The following is an 18135-nucleotide window of genomic DNA, read 5'->3' on the forward strand; positions in this document are numbered from 1 at the left end:
CGACAAACATCCAGAGGATGGCCCCCGAAGGGGCGAGAAACCGAAGGTTTCGAGTCAACCGGAGTGTAGCTCGCTACATGAGGATTCCGATCACCGCCGACGGGCAGGATATCGAGCGCAGCAATAAATCAGCGTTTCCCTAGGGGCGCGGGCAATTTGGCTGCCGCCCTGCCTGGCGGGCCTGCTCGTAGCGGGCCAGGGCATTGTCCATCTCGGCCTGCAGCCCTTGGGTACGCTGACCGTGGCTGGGGTGGGTGGACATCCAGGCGGGCGGGCGGGCCCCCCCCTCAGCGCCCATGTTCTCCCACAGCGCGATGCTGGCACGTGGGTCGAAGCCGGCATCGGCCATCAGGCGCAGGCCGATAACGTCGGCCTCGCTCTCGTGGCGGCGCGAGAAGGGCAGCATGATGCCGTACTGGGCGCCGAGGCCCAGGGCGCCCATCAGCTGCTCGCCACCCGGTCCCTGCATGCCGGCGGCGGAGCTCAGCACCGACAGTGCCAACTGGGTCGAGGTTTGGGTCGAGACGCGTTCGTTGGCGTGACGCGCCAGCACATGGCCGATCTCGTGACCGATTACCGAGGCGACCTGATCCTGGTCCCGAGCCACTTTGAGCAGACCGGTATTGATACCCATGTAGCCACCGGGCAGTGCAAAGGCATTGGCCTGTTCCGATTCGAACACGCGGATCTGCCAGTCCTGGTTGCGCTCACGCTCCGGCAATACGGCGACAAGCGCTTCGGCGATGCACTGCGCATAGCGCTGCTGGGCCTGGCCGGCCGGAGGCAGGTCCTTCTGGTATTGCTCGAAGGCTTCCTGACCCATCTGGTTGAGCTGCGCATCCGACATCAGCGTCAGCTGCTGACGCCCGGTCGGCGAAGTGGTGCAAGCGGTTACGGCGAGGGCCAGGGCACCCACGGCAAGGCAGCGAATCCAGCGCATGATAGTTTTCCTCGTATTAGTCAGAACCTGAGACCCTGGACGGGGGATAACGGTTCGCCACAAGATACCCCGAACCGTAGTAAGGTCAACTGTAAACAGTGAAAGTCCCGAGGAGATGCCAACGATGGACGCCGAGCTGAGCCGACGCCTGAGTCGCCTGTTGGATCACGTGGAGCACTGGCTGCCGCCCGCTCCGCAGGAGGTCGACTGGACGCGTGACGTGGCCGCGCTGTGGCAACGCCATGTGCTGGGCGGTCGGCTGTTGCCGGTGCCGCCCCGCGATGCCCTGTCGCTCGACGACCTGCTGGGCATCGAACGCCAGAAGCTGGCGCTGGTCGATAACACGCGTGCCTTCCTGCAGGGTTTGCCGGCCAACCATGCCTTGCTGTGGGGCTCCCGTGGCAGCGGCAAGTCATCGTTGATCCGCGCCCTGCTCAACAGCCTGGCGGTGGAAGGGTTGCGCCTGGTGCAGGTCGATCGCCACGACCTGGCCGGGTTGCCCATGCTGGTGGAGCAGCTGCGTCAGCAGCCGCATCGTTTCGTGGTCTACTGCGACGACCTCTCCTTCGAGGGCCATGACGACGCCTACAAGGCGCTCAAGAGCGTACTCGATGGGGCGCTGACCGGCCCGCCGGAGAACGTGCTGCTCTACGCCACGTCCAACCGGCGCCACCTGCTTCCTGAGTCCATGGCCGACAATGAGGGTTCGCGTCTGGTGGGAGAGGAGCTGCATCACGGCGACGCGGTGGAGGAGAAGATCTCGCTCTCAGACCGCTTCGGCCTCTGGCTCGGTTTTTATCCCTTCAATCAGGAAACGTATCTGGAGGCCTGCTGCCATTGGGTCACGCAGCTGGGTGGCACCCAGGACTGGAACGCCGAGGCTCGCGCCGAGGCGATCCGCTATGCCACCCTGCGCGGCGGACGCAGCGGGCGGGGCGCCTGGCAGTTCGCCTGCCACTGGGTCGGCCGCCGTCGGTTGCACGAAACCCAGCGCCAGGCGAAATGATCAGCGCTGCGGGGTCAGCTCGCCGTCCGGACCCACGGCGAAGCGCAGGGTCGGTGTCCACAGCCCGGCCGGCAGCGTCACACCGAGACCGCGCAGGCTGCCCGGGGTGATGGCCAGCTCGCTGCCTGCGGGTAATTCGCCCTGGCTGGCCAGTTGGGTGGCGAGTTCCACCATGGGGGCCAGGCGCCGGGTGTCGGTGGCCAGCACGTCGAAGGCCACGGGCAGACGCAGGCGGGTGTCGTCGCCGGAGGTCAGCGTCACGTCCTGCTGATAGTTGCCGCTTACCGGCTCGGCGCCGGGCACGTCCAGGGTCCAGCGGAAACCTGACATCTCCACCGCCGGCATGCCGACGGGAAGCGACAGCCCCATGGCCACGGTGGCCTGTATCGGCAGGCTGCCCATGCCCAGGCTGGAGGCCACCAGCGAGGCGATGTCGCTGGTATCGAGGCCGGCCTGGATTGAGTAGGGGCCGATGCGGACGTCCTCGATGCCGAGCGAGGTCACTGCGAGGCGGAAGGCGAACAGACCGGTCTGGGGAAGGGCCAGGCAGCCGGTGAGAAGCATGGCCAGACTCAGCGGGGCAAACAGGCGCCAGCGGCGGCGCGGTGAGACGAACGACAGTACGCGACTCAGGAACATCGGCTCCTCCTGTTGGACGAAGCGGGTCAGTAAATGGGGTTGGTAGCAGGGTAGCTCATGCACTACCGATGGTGCCCGGCCTTGTCAGCCGGGCACTTGGACAAGGGTCAGCGGCGTTTGTTGCGGGCTTCGCGGGTGCGCCCCAGTTCACGCTGCTTGGCTTTCTCCCGGTCGCTGGCGCCCGCCAGCGGGTCGAACGGGTTGTTGCCGGAGCGGAACTCGAAGCGGATCGGCGTGCCGCGCACCTTGAGTACCTTGCGAAAGGTGTTGGTCAGGAAGCGCTTGTAGGCTTCGGGCAGGGCTTCGGTCTGGTTGCCGTGCACCACGATGATCGGCGGATTGCTGCCGCCCTGATGGGCCATGCGCAGCTTGATCCGGCGACCGTGGACCAGCGGCGGTGGATGCTGGCTGACGGCGTCCTGCAGCAGGGTGGTGAGCCGGTTGGTCGACCAGTGGCTGTTGGCTGAAGCGAAGGCGCGCTCGATGGAGGGGTAGAGATCGCCCACGGCGGTGCCGTGCAGGGCCGAGATGAAGTGCAGCTCGGCGTAGTCGGCAAAGCCCAGGCGGCGCTTGATCTCGGCGCGCATCTTCTCCTTGGCTTCCTGCTCCAGGCCGTCCCACTTGTTTACCGCCAGTACCAGGGCGCGGCCGGTGGTCAGCACGTAGTCGAGCAGGTGCAGGTCCTGTTCCACCAGTCCGCTGCGCGCATCGAGCACCATGATCGCGACGTGGCACTCCTTGATCGCTTCCAGTGTCTTGATGATCGAGAACTTCTCGGCAATCTCGCTGACATTCTTGCGCCGCCGCACGCCAGCGGTATCGATCAGCACGTAGGGCTTGCCGCGCCGCTCGAAAGGGATCTCGATGGCATCGCGGGTGGTGCCGGCTTCATCGAAGACCACTACCCGCTCTTCGCCGAGCAGACGGTTGACCAGCGTCGACTTGCCCACGTTGGGCCGGCCGATGACACCGATGCGAATGCCCTTGGTGCCGGTATCCGCCGGAATGCTCAGGTCGCGTTCGGGGAAAGGCTCCAGCACTTCCTCGATCAGGCTGGTGACGTTGCGTCCGTGGGCGGCAGCGATGGGCCGAGGGTCGCCCAGCCCCAGTTTCCAGAAGTCGGCCATGGCCGAGTGTTCTTCAAGACCATCGGTCTTGTTGACGACCAGCCAGGTCTTCTTCTGGTTGACCCGCAGGTGGTTGGCGATGGCTTCGTCGGCCACATGCAGGCCGGCCCGGGCGTCGACCAGGAACAGTACGATGTCGGCCTCGTCGATGGCCGCCAACGACTGCTCGGCCATGGCGGCATCGATGCCCTCCTCGTCACCGCTGATGCCGCCGGTATCGATGACGGTGTAGGCCTTGTCACCGAGCAGACCGTTGCCGTACTTGCGGTCACGGGTGAGCCCGGGAAAGTCGGCCACCAAGGCATCGCGGCTGCGGGTCAGGCGGTTGAACAGGGTCGACTTGCCCACATTGGGACGGCCGACCAGGGCGATCACGGGTGTCATCGTTTGATTTCCAGGGCCTCGAGACGGCCGCTGTTGGCCAGCACGTAGATACGGCGGAAATCGGTGATCGGGCGCACGCTGATGCCTGAACTGTCGACCCGGGTGCGAGCCGTGAAGCGACCGTTCTGGATATCGAGCAGGTGCACGTAGCCTTCGAAGTCGCCCAGCACCAGGTTGCCGTCGGCAAAGGCCGGTGAGGTCAGCCAGCGGCCCTCCAGGTCACGGTTGCGCCATACCTCTTCGCCGGTGCGAGAGTCGAAGGCAATCACGTGGCTGGCTTCGGTAACGGTGAACAGGCGGTCGCCCACCAGCACCGGGGTCTGGAAGCTGGAGTGCTCGCGCTCCCACAGGACTTCGCCAGTGGGTGCTTCCAGGGCCACCAGGCGGCCGTTGTAGCTGGTCACGAATAGCCGGCCGTCGGGTGTCAGCACCGGCTGGCCACCCAGGTCGACCATGCGATCGATCTCGCTGCGCCCACGGGGCACGGCGATGCGCCGCTCCCACAGCGGCTGGCCGCTGCGGTTGTCCAGCGTGACCAGGCGGCCGTTGGCAAAGCCGGCGAAGGTCACCGGGTCGATGACCGTGGGCGTGCCGGTGCCGCGCAGTGTGAGGGCGGGTTCGGTGGTGGTGTGGACCCAGCGCTCGCGCCCGGTGAGGCGGTCAAGCGCCGTGACGGTGCCGTCGACGCTCTGCACGATGAGCAGTTCGTTGTTGGGCTGTGGCGGGGCGAGCACTTCGCTGGAGACGCGCGCGCGCCAGCTGACGTCACCGCTGGACTGGCTCAGTGCCAGCACTTCGCCGTTGCGGGTGCCGAGATAGACCTGCCCGGCGATGGCGGTCAGGCCGCTGGAAATGCCGACCTCAAGGTCGGTCTGCCAGCGGCGCTCGCCGCTCTGGGCGTCCATGGCCATGACCCGGCCGCGCTCGTCGGCAGAGTAGATCACGCCGTTATCGAGCGACGGCGCGATGGGATAGGTAGCCCGTCCCAGGCCCCGGCCGACCCGCTGGCGCCAATCGGTGTCGAGCTCGGCGCGGGCGTCGAAGCGCTGCAGCTCCTTGGGGCTGTAGCGCGGTTCCGCCTTGTTGGCGCAGCCGGCCAGCAGGCCGAGTGCAAGGGTAGCCACCAGGGCCAGGGAGGACTTGCGAGCCAGGGATGACTTGCGCGTTTGTGTCGTCTTCATAGCGTGGCCTCTTCGGCACCCAGGGCGTCGAGCTTGAGCTGGACGCCGTAGATCGGCTGATTGCGTTGTTCGGCGACCGCAAGGGCCTCCTGCCAGGCTTGGCGGGCATCGTCGTTGCGGCCCAGGGCGTGCAGGGCATCGCCGCGCACGTCGGCCTGCTGGGCGGCCAGGGCCGCCGGGACGTCACGTGACAGGGTATCGAGCGCGGCTTCTGCGTCACCTTCGGCTACCTGCAGCCTCGCCAGGCGCACGCGTGCCAGCCCCTGTACGTAAGCGCGTCCGCTGGATTCGATCACGCTCTCGAGGACTCGGCGGGCTTCGCCCAGGTCACCCTCGTCCACGGCGAGACGGGCGTCGATCAGACGGGCCAGGTCGGCATACAGCGTACGGCCGTGATTGTCGGTGATCTCGCCGACCAGATTGCGGGCCTCGCCGACTTCACCGCCGTCGGCCAGGCTGACCAGGTGCTGATAGCGCATCGAGGCCGCTTCCGCCTGGTTGTCCTGATAGTTCTGCCAGGCATTCCAGCCCACCACACCGGCGATGGCGATGGCTACGCCGGCGATCAGCGCGGTGCCGTTCTCCTTCCACCAGCGCTTGATGGCTTCCAGCTGCTCTTCTTCGGTTCTCAGCTCCGCCACGGGCGGTCTCCTTTATACAGCAAAATGCGGTTCGGTCAGGCGCGCTCGCCGCTCACCAGGGGGGCAAGGGTCTCGGCCAGGGCATCCTGGGACAGGCTCAGTTGATCGCGCTCCTCGCGCAGGAACTTCAGCGTGGCGCGGCCCTGGGCCAGTTCGTCCTCGCCCAGCAACAACGCCAGGCGGGCGCCGCTCCTGTCGGCCTTCTTGATGCGGCTCTTGAAGCTGCCGCCGCCGCAGTGCAGCTGCAGGCGCAGCGCGGGAAGCTCACTTCTGATTCTTTCGGCGAGCAGCATGGCCTGGGCGTTGGCGACATCATCCATGGGCAGCACGTAGAGGTCCAGCTCGTCCAGGGCGGCGTCGGGTACCAGCTCCAGGGTTTCGAGCAGCAGGATCAGCCGCTCGATGCCCATGGCGAAGCCCACCGCCGGAGTCGGTTTGCCACCGAGTTGCTCGACCAGGCCGTCGTAGCGGCCGCCGGCGCACACCGTGCCCTGGCTGCCCAGCGCGTTGGTGGTCCACTCGAACACGGTGCGGCCGTAGTAGTCGAGGCCGCGCACCAGGCGCGGGTTGATCACGTAGTCGATGCCGGCGGCCTCGAGCAGGGCGGTAAGGCCTGCGAAGTGCTCGCGTGAGGCATCGTCGAGGTGATCCATCAGCTTGGGCGCGTCGGCCAGCATCGGCGCCATGTCGGGATTCTTGGAGTCGAGAATGCGCAGCGGATTGCTGGTGAGGCGGCGCAGGGAGTCCTCGTCGAGCTGGTCGCGATGCTGCTCGAAGAAAGCCACCAGCTTGTCGCGATAGGCTGCGCGGGCCTCGCTGGAACCCAGCGAGTTGAGTTCCAGGGTGACGTGTTCGATGAGCCCTAGCTCCTTCCACAGTCGCGCCGAGAGCAGGATCACCTCGGCATCGATGTCCGGGCCTTCGAGGCCGAAGGCTTCCACGCCGACCTGATGGAACTGGCGGTAGCGGCCCTTCTGCGGGCGCTCGTGGCGGAACATCGGGCCCTGGTACCACAGCCGCTGAGTCTGGTTGTGCAGCAGGCCGTGCTCCATGGCGGCACGCACGCAGCTCGCCGTACCCTCTGGGCGTAGGGTCAGGCTGTCGCCGTTACGATCCTCGAAGGTGTACATCTCCTTCTCGACGATGTCGGTGACCTCGCCGATGGAGCGAGCGAACAGGGCGGTCTGCTCGACGATGGGCGTGCGGATCTCGGCATAGCCGTAGCGCCGCGTCAGCGCCTGGACGGTACCTTCGAAGTACTGCCACAGGGCGGACTGGCCCGGCAGCAGGTCGTTCATGCCACGAATGGCCTGGATCTTCTTCTGGCCGGACTCTTTAGTGCTCGGGGACTTGCTCAACGGTGACTCCTTGATGGTCGACGGCCGCTCAGGCCTCGCGGGCGATCACGTTCTGTTCGGCCTGTTCCTTCTCGCGTACCTTCGCGCGGATCAGGGCCTCGAGATCGTCGACCAGATGTTCATTGCCTAGCTTGGATGCGGGCTTGCCGTCGATGTAGACGAGATTGGCGGGGCTGCCGCCGGTCAGGCCGATGTCGCTCTCCTTGGCCTCGCCGGGGCCGTTCACCACACAGCCGATCACCGAGACGTCGAGGGGCGTCATGATGTCTTCCAGGCGCTCTTCGAGGGCGTTCATGGTGCCGATCACGTCGAAGTTCTGGCGCGAGCAGCTGGGGCAGGCGATGAAGTTGATTCCCTTGCTGCGTAGGCGCAGGCTCTTGAGCATGTCGTAGCCGACCTTGATCTCTTCCACCGGGTCGGCGGCAAGCGATACGCGAATGGTATCGCCGATGCCATCCATCAGCAGCATGCCGAGGCCGATCGACGACTTGACGGTCCCCGAGCGCAGCCCGCCGGCCTCGGTGATGCCGAGGTGCAGCGGTTGCTCGATCAGCTTGGCCAACTGGCGGTAGGCGGCCACGGCCATGAACACGTCGCTGGCCTTGACGCTGACCTTGTACTCCTGGAAATCGAGGCGGTCGAGGTGGTCGATGTGGCGCATGGCCGATTCTACCAGCGCTTCCGGCGTGGGTTCGCCGTACTTGCGCTGCAGTTCCTTCTCCAGCGAACCGGCATTGACGCCGATGCGGATCGGGATGCCATTGTCGCGAGCGGCAGAGACCACGGCGCGCACGCGATCTTCCTTGCCGATGTTGCCGGGGTTGATGCGCAGGCAGTCGACGCCGAGTTCGGCTACGCGAAGGGCGATCTTGTAGTCGAAGTGAATGTCGGCCACCAGCGGTACGTTGACCTGCTGCTTGATGCGGCCGAAGGCCTCGGCGGCGTCCATGCTCGGCACCGAGACACGCACGATATCGGCCCCGGCGGCCTCGAGGCGCTCGATCTGGGCGACGGTGGCAGCCACGTCCAGGGTGTCGCTGTTGGTCATGCTCTGCACCGAAATCGGGGCGTTGCCACCGACCGGTACCTTGCCGACGTGGATCTGGCGCGACTTGCGGCGAACGATGGGCGATGGGGAATGCATAGGCATCACTCTCCCAGGGTGAAACGGGCGACGTTGTTGGCCCCGGCGCGGGCGCTCAGGTCGACGCGCTCGCCAGCCCAGCTCAGCTCGACGCCCGTAGCGTTGCCGATGGTCAGGCGGAAGGGGGGCTCTCCTTCGACGGTTGCCGTGGTGCCGGGTTCCTGAAGGCCGACGAAAACGCGCCGATTGTTGGCATCGAAGATCTCGGTCCAGGACTGCTCATTGAAGGTCAGCTGCAGCATGGTACGGTCGGCGGGCGACGGTACCTCGGCTTGCTCAGGCTCTTGCTCGTCGATGATCGGCTGCTCGGTAGGTGCCTCGACGCTGGCCTCGTCAGCGATGACCGGCTCCTCCTCGCTCATGCCGGTGATCAGCTCGGCTCCGGCGGGGTCGACTTCGCTGGGCGGCGGCGTGGTCTCGTCGCCGAGCGGGTCGACGCCCTCCAGCGGCACCGGCGGCAGTGCCTCCTCGACCTCGGGGCGTGGCTCCTCCTCGATGGTCGTCGTGCCATCCAGGGTCTCGACCGAAACCGGACCGGTCGCATCGACTTCAGGGGGCTCGTTGCCGTCGCGGCTTTGCCACCACACCAGGGTCAGGCCGATCAAGCCGGCAATGACCAGCAGGGTGACCAGCTTGAACAGCCAGGCGCCAATGCGCGACGGTGGTTTGGTTATCTGTACCGGTGTCACCCGCTGCTCGGTCTCCTGGCTGCCGAAGCGGTCTGCGTAGGCTTGCAGCACAGGGCGATCGTCCACGCCCAGCAGGCGGGCATAGGCACGCAGGTAGCCGCGGCGATAGGTGGCAACCGGAATCTGCTCGTAGTTGTCCTCCTCCATGCCAATGACCACGGCAGGGCGCAGGTTCAATGCGGTAGCGACTTCCTCGCGGGACAGTCCTTGCGTTTCACGCTCACGGCGAAGCAGCTCCCCTGGGGAAGCCGGGGACGCGAAGTCGACGGCATCGATATCTTGATTGTCGCTCATGGCTGAGCATCCTTCGTCTAGAGTCGTTGATCAAGGTGCGTCACGCGGGGTATCGGATCCGGGGGTGACGGTCATGTTCGGGGCGCTGGTGATCTGCTGTGCCAGTGCCTGTGCGGCCGGCGTCAGGCCGGCAAGTCCTACGAATATTTCCAGCTGCTGCCGGGCGCGGTCGGGGTTGCCCTGTTCCAGCTCCAGCTCAGCCAGGGTGAAATAGGTTCTCGGGTTACGCGGGTCGAGGCTGCGAGAACGCTCCAGGCTATGTCGTGCCTTGTCTATCTCGCCGATGTCCCGCTGGCACTGGCCCAGGTTGGCAAAGAGCTGAGCCCGGTTGGCATAGCGGGTGTCCTGGGATGCCAGTTCGAGCTGCTCGCAGGCGCGCCGTATCTGGCCGTTGTCATAGAGAAAGACGGCATAGTTGTTACGGGCGCGGCTATTGTTGGGAGCCGCATCGATGGCCCGTCGGAACATCTCGTCGGCCTGCTGCCGCTCGCCCTGGCGCTGGTAGACGATGGCCATGGCCTGCAGCGCCTCGGGATCGTTGGGCGCGCGCTCCAGGGCACGATTGAGAGCCGCCATGGCGCGCGGCAGATTGTTGTGCTCCAGGTATGCCATGCCCAGCTCGGTAAAGGCCTCGGCCGGGTCTGCGTCGCCCTGCTGAACGGGTTGGCCGGCGCAGCCGGCAAGCCACAACGATACGATCACCATCGCTACCAGCGGCATTCGTCGGCTTGGCAGATAGGGGGAGCGCGTCATGGCATCCTCATGGTCGGGCCTGTCGGGCTGTCGTTGACTTGCGTGCCTGGCGCCCGAGCGGCGCTGGCCAGGGGTAAAAAAAGCCTGTCCATCAAAGCGCCGTGACGTGTTGAAGTCAAGGCAGCACACCGCTTCAATCGGCGTCGATCTGGATCGAGCGGATATAGCGCTCGTGGCGCCGCGTACGGTCCTTCACGCGCCCCACCAGTTGGCCGCAGGCGGCATCGATGTCATCGCCGCGGGTGCTACGGATCGGCGCCGTGTAACCCAGCTCGTAGAGCCACTGCTGAAAGCGCACCACCTGGTTGCGCGATGGCTTCTCGTAGCCCGAGTGGGGGAACGGGTTGAACGGGATCAGGTTGATCTTGCACGGCAGCTCGCGCAGCAGCTCGGCGAGCTGTCGGGCGTGCTCCTCCTGGTCGTTGACGTCCTTTATCACCGTGTACTCGATGGTGACCATGCGTGTATCGTCGCACTTGGCCAGATAGCGGTGGCAGGCGTCCAGCAGGGTGCGGATGTTGTACTTGCGATTGAGCGGTACCAACTCGCTGCGCAGCTCGTCGGTAGCGGCATGCAGCGAGACGGCCAGGCTCACGTCGAGTTCGTCGCCGAGCTTGTCGAGCATCGGCACCACCCCGGAGGTGGAAAGCGTGACACGACGCTTGGATAGTCCATAGCCGTTGTCGTCGAGCATCAGCTTCATCGCCGGCACGACGTTGTCGTAGTTCATCAAGGGTTCGCCCATGCCCATCATCACCACGTTGGTGACCGGACGGTTGGCGGTATCCTTGCGCGGGCCCACGCTGCGTTGGGCGACCCACACCTGGCCGATGATCTCGGCGGCGGTGAGGTTGCGCTGGAAGCCCTGCTTGCCGGTGGAGCAGAAGCTGCAGTCGAGCGAGCAGCCCACCTGGGACGAAACGCACAGGGTGCGGCGCTTGCCGCCGTCGGCGGGGATCAGCACCGTCTCCACGTAGCTGCCGTCCTCCACCTCAAGTACCCACTTGCGAGTACCATCGCTTGACGTGCCCTCATAGACCACGCCGGGGCCGCGAATCTCGGCCACCTCGGCGAGCCGCTGGCGCAGCGCCTTGGAGAGGTTGGTCATGGACTCGAAGTCGTCGCAGCCCTCGTGATGAATCCACTTCATCACCTGGGCGGCGCGGAACTTCTTCTCGCCGATGGAGAGGAAGAAGTTTTCCATCTCCTCGCGAGTCATGCCGAGCAGGTTGGTACGTTGGGCGGTGGTGGTCATGGCATCACGTAGGTCGGGGCGGGACGAGAGCGGGGGCTGGAGCGCCCCCGCGAAATGCTCGGCTGGCCGGAAGTGGCTCAGCGCGGGCAGATTTCGTCGCTGTTGAAGAAATAAGCCACTTCACGCTCGGCGGAAGCCGGCGAGTCGGAGCCGTGCACGGCGTTGGCGTCGATGGTCTCGGCAAAGTCGGCACGGATGGTGCCCGGCGCGGCTTCCTTGGGGTTGGTGGCACCCATCAGGTCGCGGTTCTTGGCAATGGCGTCATCGCCTTCGAGTACCTGGACGACCACCGGGCCGGAAGTCATGAAGCCCACCAGATCCTTGAAGAAGGGGCGCTCCTTGTGCTCGGCATAGAAGCCGCCGGCCTGCTCTTCGGACAGGTGCAGCATCTTGGCGGCAACGACCTTGAGGCCGGCCTTCTCGAAGCGGGAGATGATCTCGCCAATGGCATTCTTGGCGACTGCATCGGGCTTGATGATGGACAGGGTACGTTCGGTTGCCATGAGGCTCTCCGTTGATGGTGGGCTGATGGTCGAATGGTGATAGCGCCGCGTCATACCGGATCTCTCTGGGAGTCAGCATGGCGCGGCGCTACGGGGTACCTGATGCGCTCGATGTCACCGGCCTCGAACCTATCGGCAGGGCGACGGGGCTGCGCAAACGATAATGGGCGCAGAGTATACCGCTGCCGGAGGGCGTTGAACAATCGTCGTCCCGGAGAGAAGGGTCGCCCAAGTGGAGGGTTGCTTCAAACGGTGAAGCTCTCGCCGCACCCGCACTGATCCTTCACGTTGGGATTGTTGAAGCGGAAGAAGCGATTGAGCCCCTCCGAGACGTAGTCGACTTCACTGCCGTCGAGCATTTCCAGGGCCTCCGGGGCGACGAAGACGGTAGCGCCGTGCTCTTCGAACACCGCATCGTCGTTCGCGGCTTCATCGGCGAAGTCGAGCACGTAGCTGTAGCCGGAGCATCCGCTGGGCTTGACCGAGACCCGCAGGCCCAGGCCGTGGCCGCGCTCCTCGAGCACCCGCTGGATCTGCTCGGCGGCGTTGGTGGTAATCGATAGATGCGCCATGTCGTTCTCCTGCAGCGAAAAGTGGCTTGGCGACGGTCAGCGTCGCAGGCCCGGAAGGGCATGATGCAGAGCCCCGAGCGCCGCGTCGATATCGGCTTCGGTGGTGAAGCGGCCGAAACTGAAACGCAGCGAAGCCAGGGCCAGCGAGCGCGGCACGCCAATACCCTTCAATACATAGGATGGCTCGACGCTGGCCGAGTTGCATGCCGACCCGGTCGACAGGGCGATGCTGCGCAGCGCCATCAGCAGCGACTCGCCGTCTACGCCCTCGAACGCCAGATTGAGAATGTTGGGCACCGCCACCTCGATGGCGGTGTTGCAGTGAATGCCATCCAGGTCGGACAACCCGTCGAGCAGACGGTTCCGTAGTGCCAGGATGCGCGCCTGGTTGGCTTCACCTTCGGCGCCAGCCAGGCTGAAGGCTTCACCCATGCCGACGATCTGGTGAGTGGCCAGGGTGCCGGAGCGCATGCCGCGCTCGTGGCCGCCGCCGTGTATCAACGGCTCGATGCGCAGGTCCGGGCTGCGCCGGACGAACAGTGCGCCGATGCCCTTGGGGCCATAGGCCTTGTGACCCGACAGCGACATCAGGTCGATGCCCAGGCGACCTACGTCGAGATCGATGCGTCCTACGCCCTGTGCGGCATCGACATGAAAAGCCGCCTCGCCGGCATGCGCCACCTCGGCAAGGGCGGCCAGATCGTGCATGCAGCCCAGCTCGTTGTTCACCGCCATCAGCGATACCAGGATGGTGTCGGGACGCATGGCCTCGCGCAACTGCTCGGGCGTGATGAGGCCGTTGGCGCCAGGTGTCAGCCAGGTGACATCGAAGCCCTCCTTCTCCAGCGCCGTGGCGGTATCCACCACCGCCTTGTGCTCGATGATCGAGGTGACAAGATGCCGGCCGCGTTCGCGATTGGCGCGCATGAAGCCGATCAGTGCCAGGTTGTCGGCCTCGGTGGCGCCGCTGGTCCAGACGATCTCGCGCGGGTCGGCACCGATCAGGTCGGCTACCTGGCGGCGCGCGCTCTCGACCGCCTGCTCGGCCTGCCAGCCGAGCATGTGGCTGCGCGAGGCGGGGTTGGCATAGGTGCCATCCATCGTGAGGTAGCGCTGCATTACGCCAGCGACCCTGGGGTCGACCGGGGTAGTGGCGGCGTAGTCGAGATAGACGAGGGCGCTCATGGGCTCACGGAATCTCCGGTCTGTTCCTCTGCCGGGGTGTTCAGGGCGAGGAGGTCAGGATGGTGTTGTCTGAGTGGCGACTGCGCTGGCGGGCAGCGATGCGGCGCACGTCGCCATGCTCGACCAGCTGGCCGAGGGTGATGCCGTCGAGGAAGCCGCGGATCTGCTCGGAGAGGTCGCACCACAGATGGTGGGTCAGGCAGGTGTCGCCCTGCTGGCAATCCGACAGCCCCTGGCAGCGGGTGGCGTCGACCGATTCGTCCACCGCGTCGATGACTCGTGACACCGATATCTCGGCAGCGGGTAGCGCCAACAGGTAGCCACCCCCCGGGCCGCGAACGCTGTTGACCAGCCCGGCGCGACGCAGGCGGGCGAAGAGCTGCTCGAGGTAGGGCAGGGATATCTCCTGGCGACGCGAGATATCGGCTAGGCAAATGGCCCCCTTGTCCGCGTTCAGGGCCAGATCAAGCATGGCGGTGACGGCGTAGCGTCCCTTGGTAGTCAAACGCATGGCGGGCTCTTCAGGCGCATCGGAAAGCGTGCCTCAGCCCCGTGGAGGGGGCGGAAGGTCAGCGAGCGCTCGCCGCAGGCAGCGAGCCGTGAATCAATGCGCCATTATGGTAATGCCCGAGTGCGAAGGTCAACCATTCCCCCGCGGCGTGTCTTGGCCGCCTTGATCTGGATCATGCCCGGAGCCGTTGTCGACGGTTGGGCCGCAGCAGCCATCGACGTCGGAGAGCATGTCGGCGAAGTCCTCGTCGCGCAATGCGGGCAGTTTGCCCTCGCGATAGCTGGCGTCGAGCTTGCGCAGGGTGCCGCACATGCGCTCGATGCGCTCATCCACGGCGTGCATGTGATCGAGCATGGCCTGGATCGAACGTGCCACCGGATCGGGCATGTCCTCGCTCACGCCGTAGGCGTCGAAACCGAACTTGCGTCGCATCGCCTCGCGGCGTTCGGGGTCGATCTCCAGTACCTCGGTGGTATCCGGGTCGGCGCGCTTGACGATCTTGCCCGGGATGCCGACCACCGTGGCGCCGGCGGGCACCTCCTTGGTCACCACGGCGTTGGAGCCGACCTTGGCGCCGGCGCCGACGCTGAAGGGGCCCAGGATCTTGGCGCCGGCGCCGACGATGACGCCATCCTCGAGCGTCGGGTGGCGCTTGCCCTTGTGCCAGCTGGTGCCGCCCAGGGTGACGCCCTGGTAGAGAGTGACATCGTCGCCGACCTCGGCGGTCTCGCCGATCACGACGCCCATGCCATGGTCGATGAAGAAGCGTCGGCCGATCTTCGCCCCAGGATGGATCTCGATGCCGGTGAGCCAGCGCGAGAAGGTCGACAAGGTGCGGGCCAGCCACTTGAGATGCTTTTTCCACAGCCAATGGGCGAGGCGATGCAGCAGCAGCGCATGCAGCCCCGGATAGTTGGTCAGCACTTCCAGGAAATTGCGTGCCGCCGGGTCGCGGGCAAATACGCTATTGATGTCCTCGCGCAGTCGTTGAAACATGCAGCGGTCCTTGGTGGCGGTGAAGCGGCCTGGGCGGCGGGAGTGGGTGAATGACCCTCATATGGGGGCGCGCCGGGCAGCGTTCAAGGTGCTTCGCGTGCGAGCCATGGCGGCCGTCCTAGGTCTCTCCGTTGCGACACTCCCCGGCCTGGCTTGCGCTGGTCTTGGCGGAGGCATCCGTGTTGCCCGCCGCGCACTTCTCCGTGGCTGTCAGCATGCCACGCAGAATATTGAGCTCCATGCGTTCGGGGCGGGCGCGCAGGGTGAAGCGCCGCAGCCGGGCCATCAGCTGGCGCGGCTGCGCCGGATCGTGAAAGCCGATAGAGATCAGGGCGCGCTCCAGATGAGCGAAGTAGTGTTCCAGCTCCTCGTGGCTTGCCAGCGGCTGGTGCGGCTCCTCTTCCTGCTCTTGCGCACCGCTGCCGGCTTCGAGCCACGACAGGCGACACTCGTAGGCCAGTACCTGCACGGCGGCGGCCAGGTTGAGCGAGCTGAAGTCCGGGTTGGTGGGGATGTGCACGTGGGCATGGCAGCGCTGCAGCTCGGCATTGGAGAGCCCGCTGTCCTCGCGACCGAACACCAGCGCTACCCGCGCTTCCGGGGCGACGAGCTCACTCGGCAGGCGCTCGCCCAGGGCTCTTGGCGTGATCATCGGCCAGGGCAGGGTACGTGAGCGGGCGCTGGCACCCACTGCCAGGGTGCAGTCGGCGACGGCTTCCTCGAGGGTCTCGACAAGGCGGGCATCGTGCACGATATGGTCGGCCCCGGAGGCCCGCGAGATGCTCTCGCTGGTCAGCGGCTCGCAGCGCGGTGCCACCAGAGCAAGGTCGGCGAGTCCCATGTTGTGCATGGCGCGGGCAACGGCGCCGATGTTGCCGGGATGGCTGGTGCCGATCAGCACGATGCGAATACGGTCGAGCATGCAGGACTGCCTCTGCCGTTGGCGTGATAAGTACGGGTAATCAGGAAAGGGATAAGTCTACCATGCTCGCCAAGGGCAATGGCGGATGCCAAGCGATTCTGCTAGGATGCGCGCCACGCGTTCGACCCCGTACGCCGCGTTCGACTCGAGCTACGCGTTCGAACTAGCCTGTTCTTTAACATCACCGACGCTCCAAGGCCCGATCATGCATCCGATGGTCCAATTTGCCCTGCGCGCCACGCGCAGCGCCGCTGAACAGTTCCTGCGCATTCGTGAGCGCATCGAGAACGCTCACGAGGAACATAGTCTCGAGCGACTGCTCGAGGATACCGCCCGCAATGCCGAAACGCTGATCGTTCGTCAGCTAAACCGCGGCTACCCCCAGCATGGGGTCGTTGGCCGTTTCACGCCCTACCGTGCCGGTGAAGGCGAAGGGCGGGACATCGAATGGCGCATCGAGCCCTTCCATGGCTATTCCAGCCTGGGCGTGGCCGGCAGCGGCTTTGCCCTGTCGGTGGTGTGCCTGGTGAAGGGACGCCCGGAGCATGCGGTGGTGATCTGCCCCTTCAGCGACGACGAATACCTGACCAGCCGCGGCCGTGGTGCCCAGCACAACGGCAAGCGTATCCGTGTGCCCAAGTCCAGCGTCATCCTCGGCGCGCGGGTGGCCATGAGCCTGCCCGAGAGCGGGCAGCGCTCGCGCCACCTGCCGGCCTATCTGACCCTGATCCAGCAGCTCGGTCCTCAGGTCGAGGCCCAGCTGGCTACCGGCAGTGGCCTGCTCGACATGGCCGAACTGGCTGCCGGCCGCGTCGACGCTGCCTTCGTGCTGGGGCTGGAGGAGCAGGACCGTCTGGTTGGATCCCTGTTGCTCAAGGAAGCCGGTGCGCTGATGGGCACGCCCGACGGCCAGCCCAGCATCGAGGCGGAAAGCCAGCTGATGGCCGCCGGCCCGCGCCTGTACAAGGCGTTGGTGCAGCAGCTCAAGCCGCATTTCTAAGCATCGATTCAGCCCGCAACGAAACCGCCCCCGCAGCGCTGCTGCGGGGGCGGTTTGCGTTGCGCGCCCAGAATGGTGGGAAAGGCTTTAGAGCGCGGTAGACCTCAAGGCAACTGCTCCTCTTCCTCGTGCTCCTCCTTCTTCGGCGGGATCAGGTCCTTGCGCTCCAGCTTCACGGCCAGCAGCAGGGCCGCTGCCACGTAGATGGAGGAGAAGGTACCCACGACCACGCCCAGGATCAGCGCGATGGAGAAGTAGTGGATCATGTCGCCGCCCAGCAGCAGCAGGGCCATCAGCACCAGCAGGGTGGTGCCGGACGTCGCCAGTGTGCGTGACAGGGTGAGGTTGATCGCTTCGTTGAAGATCGCTGGCATGTCGTCGATCCGCGAGGTTCGGATCGTCTCGCGAATACGGTCATAGACGACGATGGTGTCGTTGAGCGAATAGCCGATCACCGCCAGCAGTGCGGCCAGCACGGTGAGATCGAAGTCGAGCTGGAACAGCGAGAACACGCCGACCACGATGATCACGTCGTGCATCAACGCCAGCAGCGCGCCGATGGCGAACTTGTACTGGAAGCGGAAGGCGACGTAGAGCATTACCACGCCCAAGGCCACCAGCAGCCCCAGGCCGCTCTGGTCGCGCAGCTGCTCGCCGACCTGGGCGCCGACGAATTCGGCACGTACCAGCTCCACGGCATCGCCTTCGGCGCGAAGCAGGGCGATCACCCGGTCGCCCACTTCCGGGTCGAAAGCTTGCTGCAGGCGGATCAGTACCTCGGTGGAGGCGCCGAAGGTCTGCACCGAAACGTCGCGGAACTCGGCAGCTTCCAGTGTCTGGCGAACCGCATCCAGCGAAGGCGCCACGGCGTAGCGCACCTCGACCAGCGTGCCGCCGGTGAAGTCGAGCCCCAGGTTGAGCTGCTGGAACAGCAGCGAGGCGATCGACACCAGGATCATCAGCGCCGAGATCGCGAAGGCGATCCGGCGCTTGCCCATGAAGTCGAACTGTCGGTTGACGAGGGTCTTCATAACC

Annotated in this window: 18 protein-coding genes and 1 pseudogene; 2 read left to right on the plus strand and 17 right to left on the minus strand. The window is 65.7% G+C overall.

The window, feature by feature from the left end:
- Positions 1 to 139 precede the first annotated feature (139 nt).
- Positions 140 to 940: a M48 family metallopeptidase gene (locus tag SPH52_RS14380; protein WP_411795724.1), complete on the minus strand. Its 801-nt coding sequence runs from the start codon at positions 938 to 940 to the stop codon at positions 140 to 142.
- A 124-nt stretch (positions 941 to 1064) separates the two neighbouring features.
- Between SPH52_RS14380 and SPH52_RS14385 the strand changes: the two genes are divergently transcribed.
- Complete coding sequence (locus SPH52_RS14385; RefSeq protein ID WP_411795725.1) at positions 1065 to 1946, plus strand: ATP-binding protein; 882 nt, start codon at positions 1065 to 1067, stop codon at positions 1944 to 1946.
- Here SPH52_RS14385 and SPH52_RS14390 read toward each other — a convergent pair whose 3' ends face one another.
- The 15 genes and pseudogenes from SPH52_RS14390 to trmJ form a co-directional block, all read right to left on the minus strand.
- Positions 1947 to 2585, minus strand: a complete 639-nt coding sequence (locus SPH52_RS14390) for a hypothetical protein (protein ID WP_411795726.1) — start codon at positions 2583 to 2585, stop codon at positions 1947 to 1949. It lies immediately after the preceding gene.
- Between the two features lie 107 nt (positions 2586 to 2692).
- Positions 2693 to 4096, minus strand: a complete 1404-nt coding sequence (der, locus tag SPH52_RS14395) for a ribosome biogenesis GTPase Der (protein ID WP_411795727.1) — start codon at positions 4094 to 4096, stop codon at positions 2693 to 2695.
- Positions 4093 to 5277 carry an outer membrane protein assembly factor BamB gene (gene bamB / locus SPH52_RS14400; protein ID WP_411795728.1) on the minus strand — a complete coding sequence of 395 codons (1185 nt, stop codon included), beginning with the start codon at positions 5275 to 5277 and terminating at the stop codon, positions 4093 to 4095. The genes der and bamB overlap by 4 nt, the downstream gene beginning before the upstream one ends.
- Entirely contained in the window at positions 5274 to 5918 is a 645-nt protein-coding gene (locus tag SPH52_RS14405; RefSeq protein WP_411795729.1) for a YfgM family protein, read from the minus strand. The genes bamB and SPH52_RS14405 overlap by 4 nt, the downstream gene beginning before the upstream one ends.
- Before the next feature lie 35 nt (positions 5919 to 5953).
- On the minus strand, positions 5954 to 7276 hold the full coding sequence (gene hisS / locus SPH52_RS14410) for a histidine--tRNA ligase (protein WP_411795730.1): 1323 nt from the start codon (positions 7274 to 7276) through the stop codon (positions 5954 to 5956).
- Between the two features lie 28 nt (positions 7277 to 7304).
- Positions 7305 to 8420, minus strand: coding sequence for a flavodoxin-dependent (E)-4-hydroxy-3-methylbut-2-enyl-diphosphate synthase (gene ispG, locus SPH52_RS14415; protein WP_411795731.1), 1116 nt, complete (start codon positions 8418 to 8420; stop codon positions 7305 to 7307).
- A 5-nt stretch (positions 8421 to 8425) separates the two neighbouring features.
- A complete protein-coding gene (locus SPH52_RS14420) occupies positions 8426 to 9403 on the minus strand; it encodes a RodZ domain-containing protein (RefSeq protein WP_411795732.1) in 978 nt (325 codons plus the stop codon).
- Positions 9404 to 9433: 30 nt separating this feature from the next.
- Positions 9434 to 10156, minus strand: a complete 723-nt coding sequence (gene pilW, locus SPH52_RS14425; RefSeq protein ID WP_411795733.1) for a type IV pilus biogenesis/stability protein PilW — start codon at positions 10154 to 10156, stop codon at positions 9434 to 9436.
- A 133-nt stretch (positions 10157 to 10289) separates the two neighbouring features.
- A complete protein-coding gene (rlmN, locus tag SPH52_RS14430) occupies positions 10290 to 11411 on the minus strand; it encodes a 23S rRNA (adenine(2503)-C(2))-methyltransferase RlmN (protein WP_411795734.1) in 1122 nt (373 codons plus the stop codon).
- Between the two features lie 77 nt (positions 11412 to 11488).
- On the minus strand, positions 11489 to 11914 hold the full coding sequence (ndk, locus tag SPH52_RS14435) for a nucleoside-diphosphate kinase (RefSeq protein ID WP_197566509.1): 426 nt from the start codon (positions 11912 to 11914) through the stop codon (positions 11489 to 11491).
- Positions 11915 to 12159: 245 nt separating this feature from the next.
- Positions 12160 to 12486 (minus strand): HesB/IscA family protein, encoded by a 327-nt coding sequence (locus tag SPH52_RS14440; RefSeq protein WP_411795735.1) that lies wholly within the window; start codon positions 12484 to 12486, stop codon positions 12160 to 12162.
- A 36-nt stretch (positions 12487 to 12522) separates the two neighbouring features.
- Entirely contained in the window at positions 12523 to 13671 is a 1149-nt protein-coding gene (locus tag SPH52_RS14445; RefSeq protein WP_411795736.1) for an aminotransferase class V-fold PLP-dependent enzyme, read from the minus strand.
- 40 nt (positions 13672 to 13711) lie between these two features.
- Complete coding sequence (iscR, locus tag SPH52_RS14450) at positions 13712 to 14182, minus strand: Fe-S cluster assembly transcriptional regulator IscR (RefSeq protein WP_411795737.1); 471 nt, start codon at positions 14180 to 14182, stop codon at positions 13712 to 13714.
- Between the two features lie 129 nt (positions 14183 to 14311).
- Positions 14312 to 15181, minus strand: a pseudogene (cysE, locus tag SPH52_RS14455) (serine O-acetyltransferase); the annotation flags it as partial.
- 115 nt (positions 15182 to 15296) lie between these two features.
- Positions 15297 to 16100: a tRNA (cytosine(32)/uridine(32)-2'-O)-methyltransferase TrmJ gene (gene trmJ, locus SPH52_RS14460; RefSeq protein WP_411795738.1), complete on the minus strand. Its 804-nt coding sequence runs from the start codon at positions 16098 to 16100 to the stop codon at positions 15297 to 15299.
- Between the two features lie 205 nt (positions 16101 to 16305).
- Between trmJ and SPH52_RS14465 the strand changes: the two genes are divergently transcribed.
- Positions 16306 to 17100, plus strand: coding sequence for an inositol monophosphatase family protein (locus tag SPH52_RS14465; RefSeq protein WP_411795739.1), 795 nt, complete (start codon positions 16306 to 16308; stop codon positions 17098 to 17100).
- Positions 17101 to 17204: 104 nt separating this feature from the next.
- On the opposite strand, the gene secF is transcribed toward SPH52_RS14465, so the two are convergent.
- Entirely contained in the window at positions 17205 to 18131 is a 927-nt protein-coding gene (secF, locus tag SPH52_RS14470; RefSeq protein WP_411795740.1) for a protein translocase subunit SecF, read from the minus strand.
- Positions 18132 to 18135: the final 4 nt, after the last annotated feature.

The sequence above is a fragment of the Halomonas sp. A29 genome, from assembly GCF_046723295.1.
GTDB lineage: Bacteria > Pseudomonadota > Gammaproteobacteria > Pseudomonadales > Halomonadaceae > Halomonas.

Excerpts from the sequence above, each read along its gene's own strand:
- SPH52_RS14380 (WP_411795724.1), bottom strand. The coding sequence starts at position 940 with ATGCGCTGGATTCGCTGCCTTGCCGTGGGTGCCCTGGCCCTCGCCGTA.
- SPH52_RS14385 (WP_411795725.1), top strand. The coding sequence starts at position 1,065 with ATGGACGCCGAGCTGAGCCGACGCCTGAGTCGCCTGTTGGATCACGTG.
- SPH52_RS14390 (WP_411795726.1), bottom strand. The coding sequence starts at position 2,585 with ATGTTCCTGAGTCGCGTACTGTCGTTCGTCTCACCGCGCCGCCGCTGG.
- der (WP_411795727.1), bottom strand. The coding sequence starts at position 4,096 with ATGACACCCGTGATCGCCCTGGTCGGCCGTCCCAATGTGGGCAAGTCG.
- bamB (WP_411795728.1), bottom strand. The coding sequence starts at position 5,277 with ATGAAGACGACACAAACGCGCAAGTCATCCCTGGCTCGCAAGTCCTCC.
- ispG (WP_411795731.1), bottom strand. The coding sequence starts at position 8,420 with ATGCATTCCCCATCGCCCATCGTTCGCCGCAAGTCGCGCCAGATCCAC.
- SPH52_RS14420 (WP_411795732.1), bottom strand. The coding sequence starts at position 9,403 with ATGAGCGACAATCAAGATATCGATGCCGTCGACTTCGCGTCCCCGGCT.
- pilW (WP_411795733.1), bottom strand. The coding sequence starts at position 10,156 with ATGACGCGCTCCCCCTATCTGCCAAGCCGACGAATGCCGCTGGTAGCG.
- rlmN (WP_411795734.1), bottom strand. The coding sequence starts at position 11,411 with ATGACCACCACCGCCCAACGTACCAACCTGCTCGGCATGACTCGCGAG.
- ndk (WP_197566509.1), bottom strand. The coding sequence starts at position 11,914 with ATGGCAACCGAACGTACCCTGTCCATCATCAAGCCCGATGCAGTCGCC.
- SPH52_RS14440 (WP_411795735.1), bottom strand. The coding sequence starts at position 12,486 with ATGGCGCATCTATCGATTACCACCAACGCCGCCGAGCAGATCCAGCGG.
- SPH52_RS14445 (WP_411795736.1), bottom strand. The coding sequence starts at position 13,671 with ATGAGCGCCCTCGTCTATCTCGACTACGCCGCCACTACCCCGGTCGAC.
- iscR (WP_411795737.1), bottom strand. The coding sequence starts at position 14,182 with ATGCGTTTGACTACCAAGGGACGCTACGCCGTCACCGCCATGCTTGAT.
- trmJ (WP_411795738.1), bottom strand. The coding sequence starts at position 16,100 with ATGCTCGACCGTATTCGCATCGTGCTGATCGGCACCAGCCATCCCGGC.
- SPH52_RS14465 (WP_411795739.1), top strand. The coding sequence starts at position 16,306 with ATGCATCCGATGGTCCAATTTGCCCTGCGCGCCACGCGCAGCGCCGCT.
- secF (WP_411795740.1), bottom strand. The coding sequence starts at position 18,131 with ATGAAGACCCTCGTCAACCGACAGTTCGACTTCATGGGCAAGCGCCGG.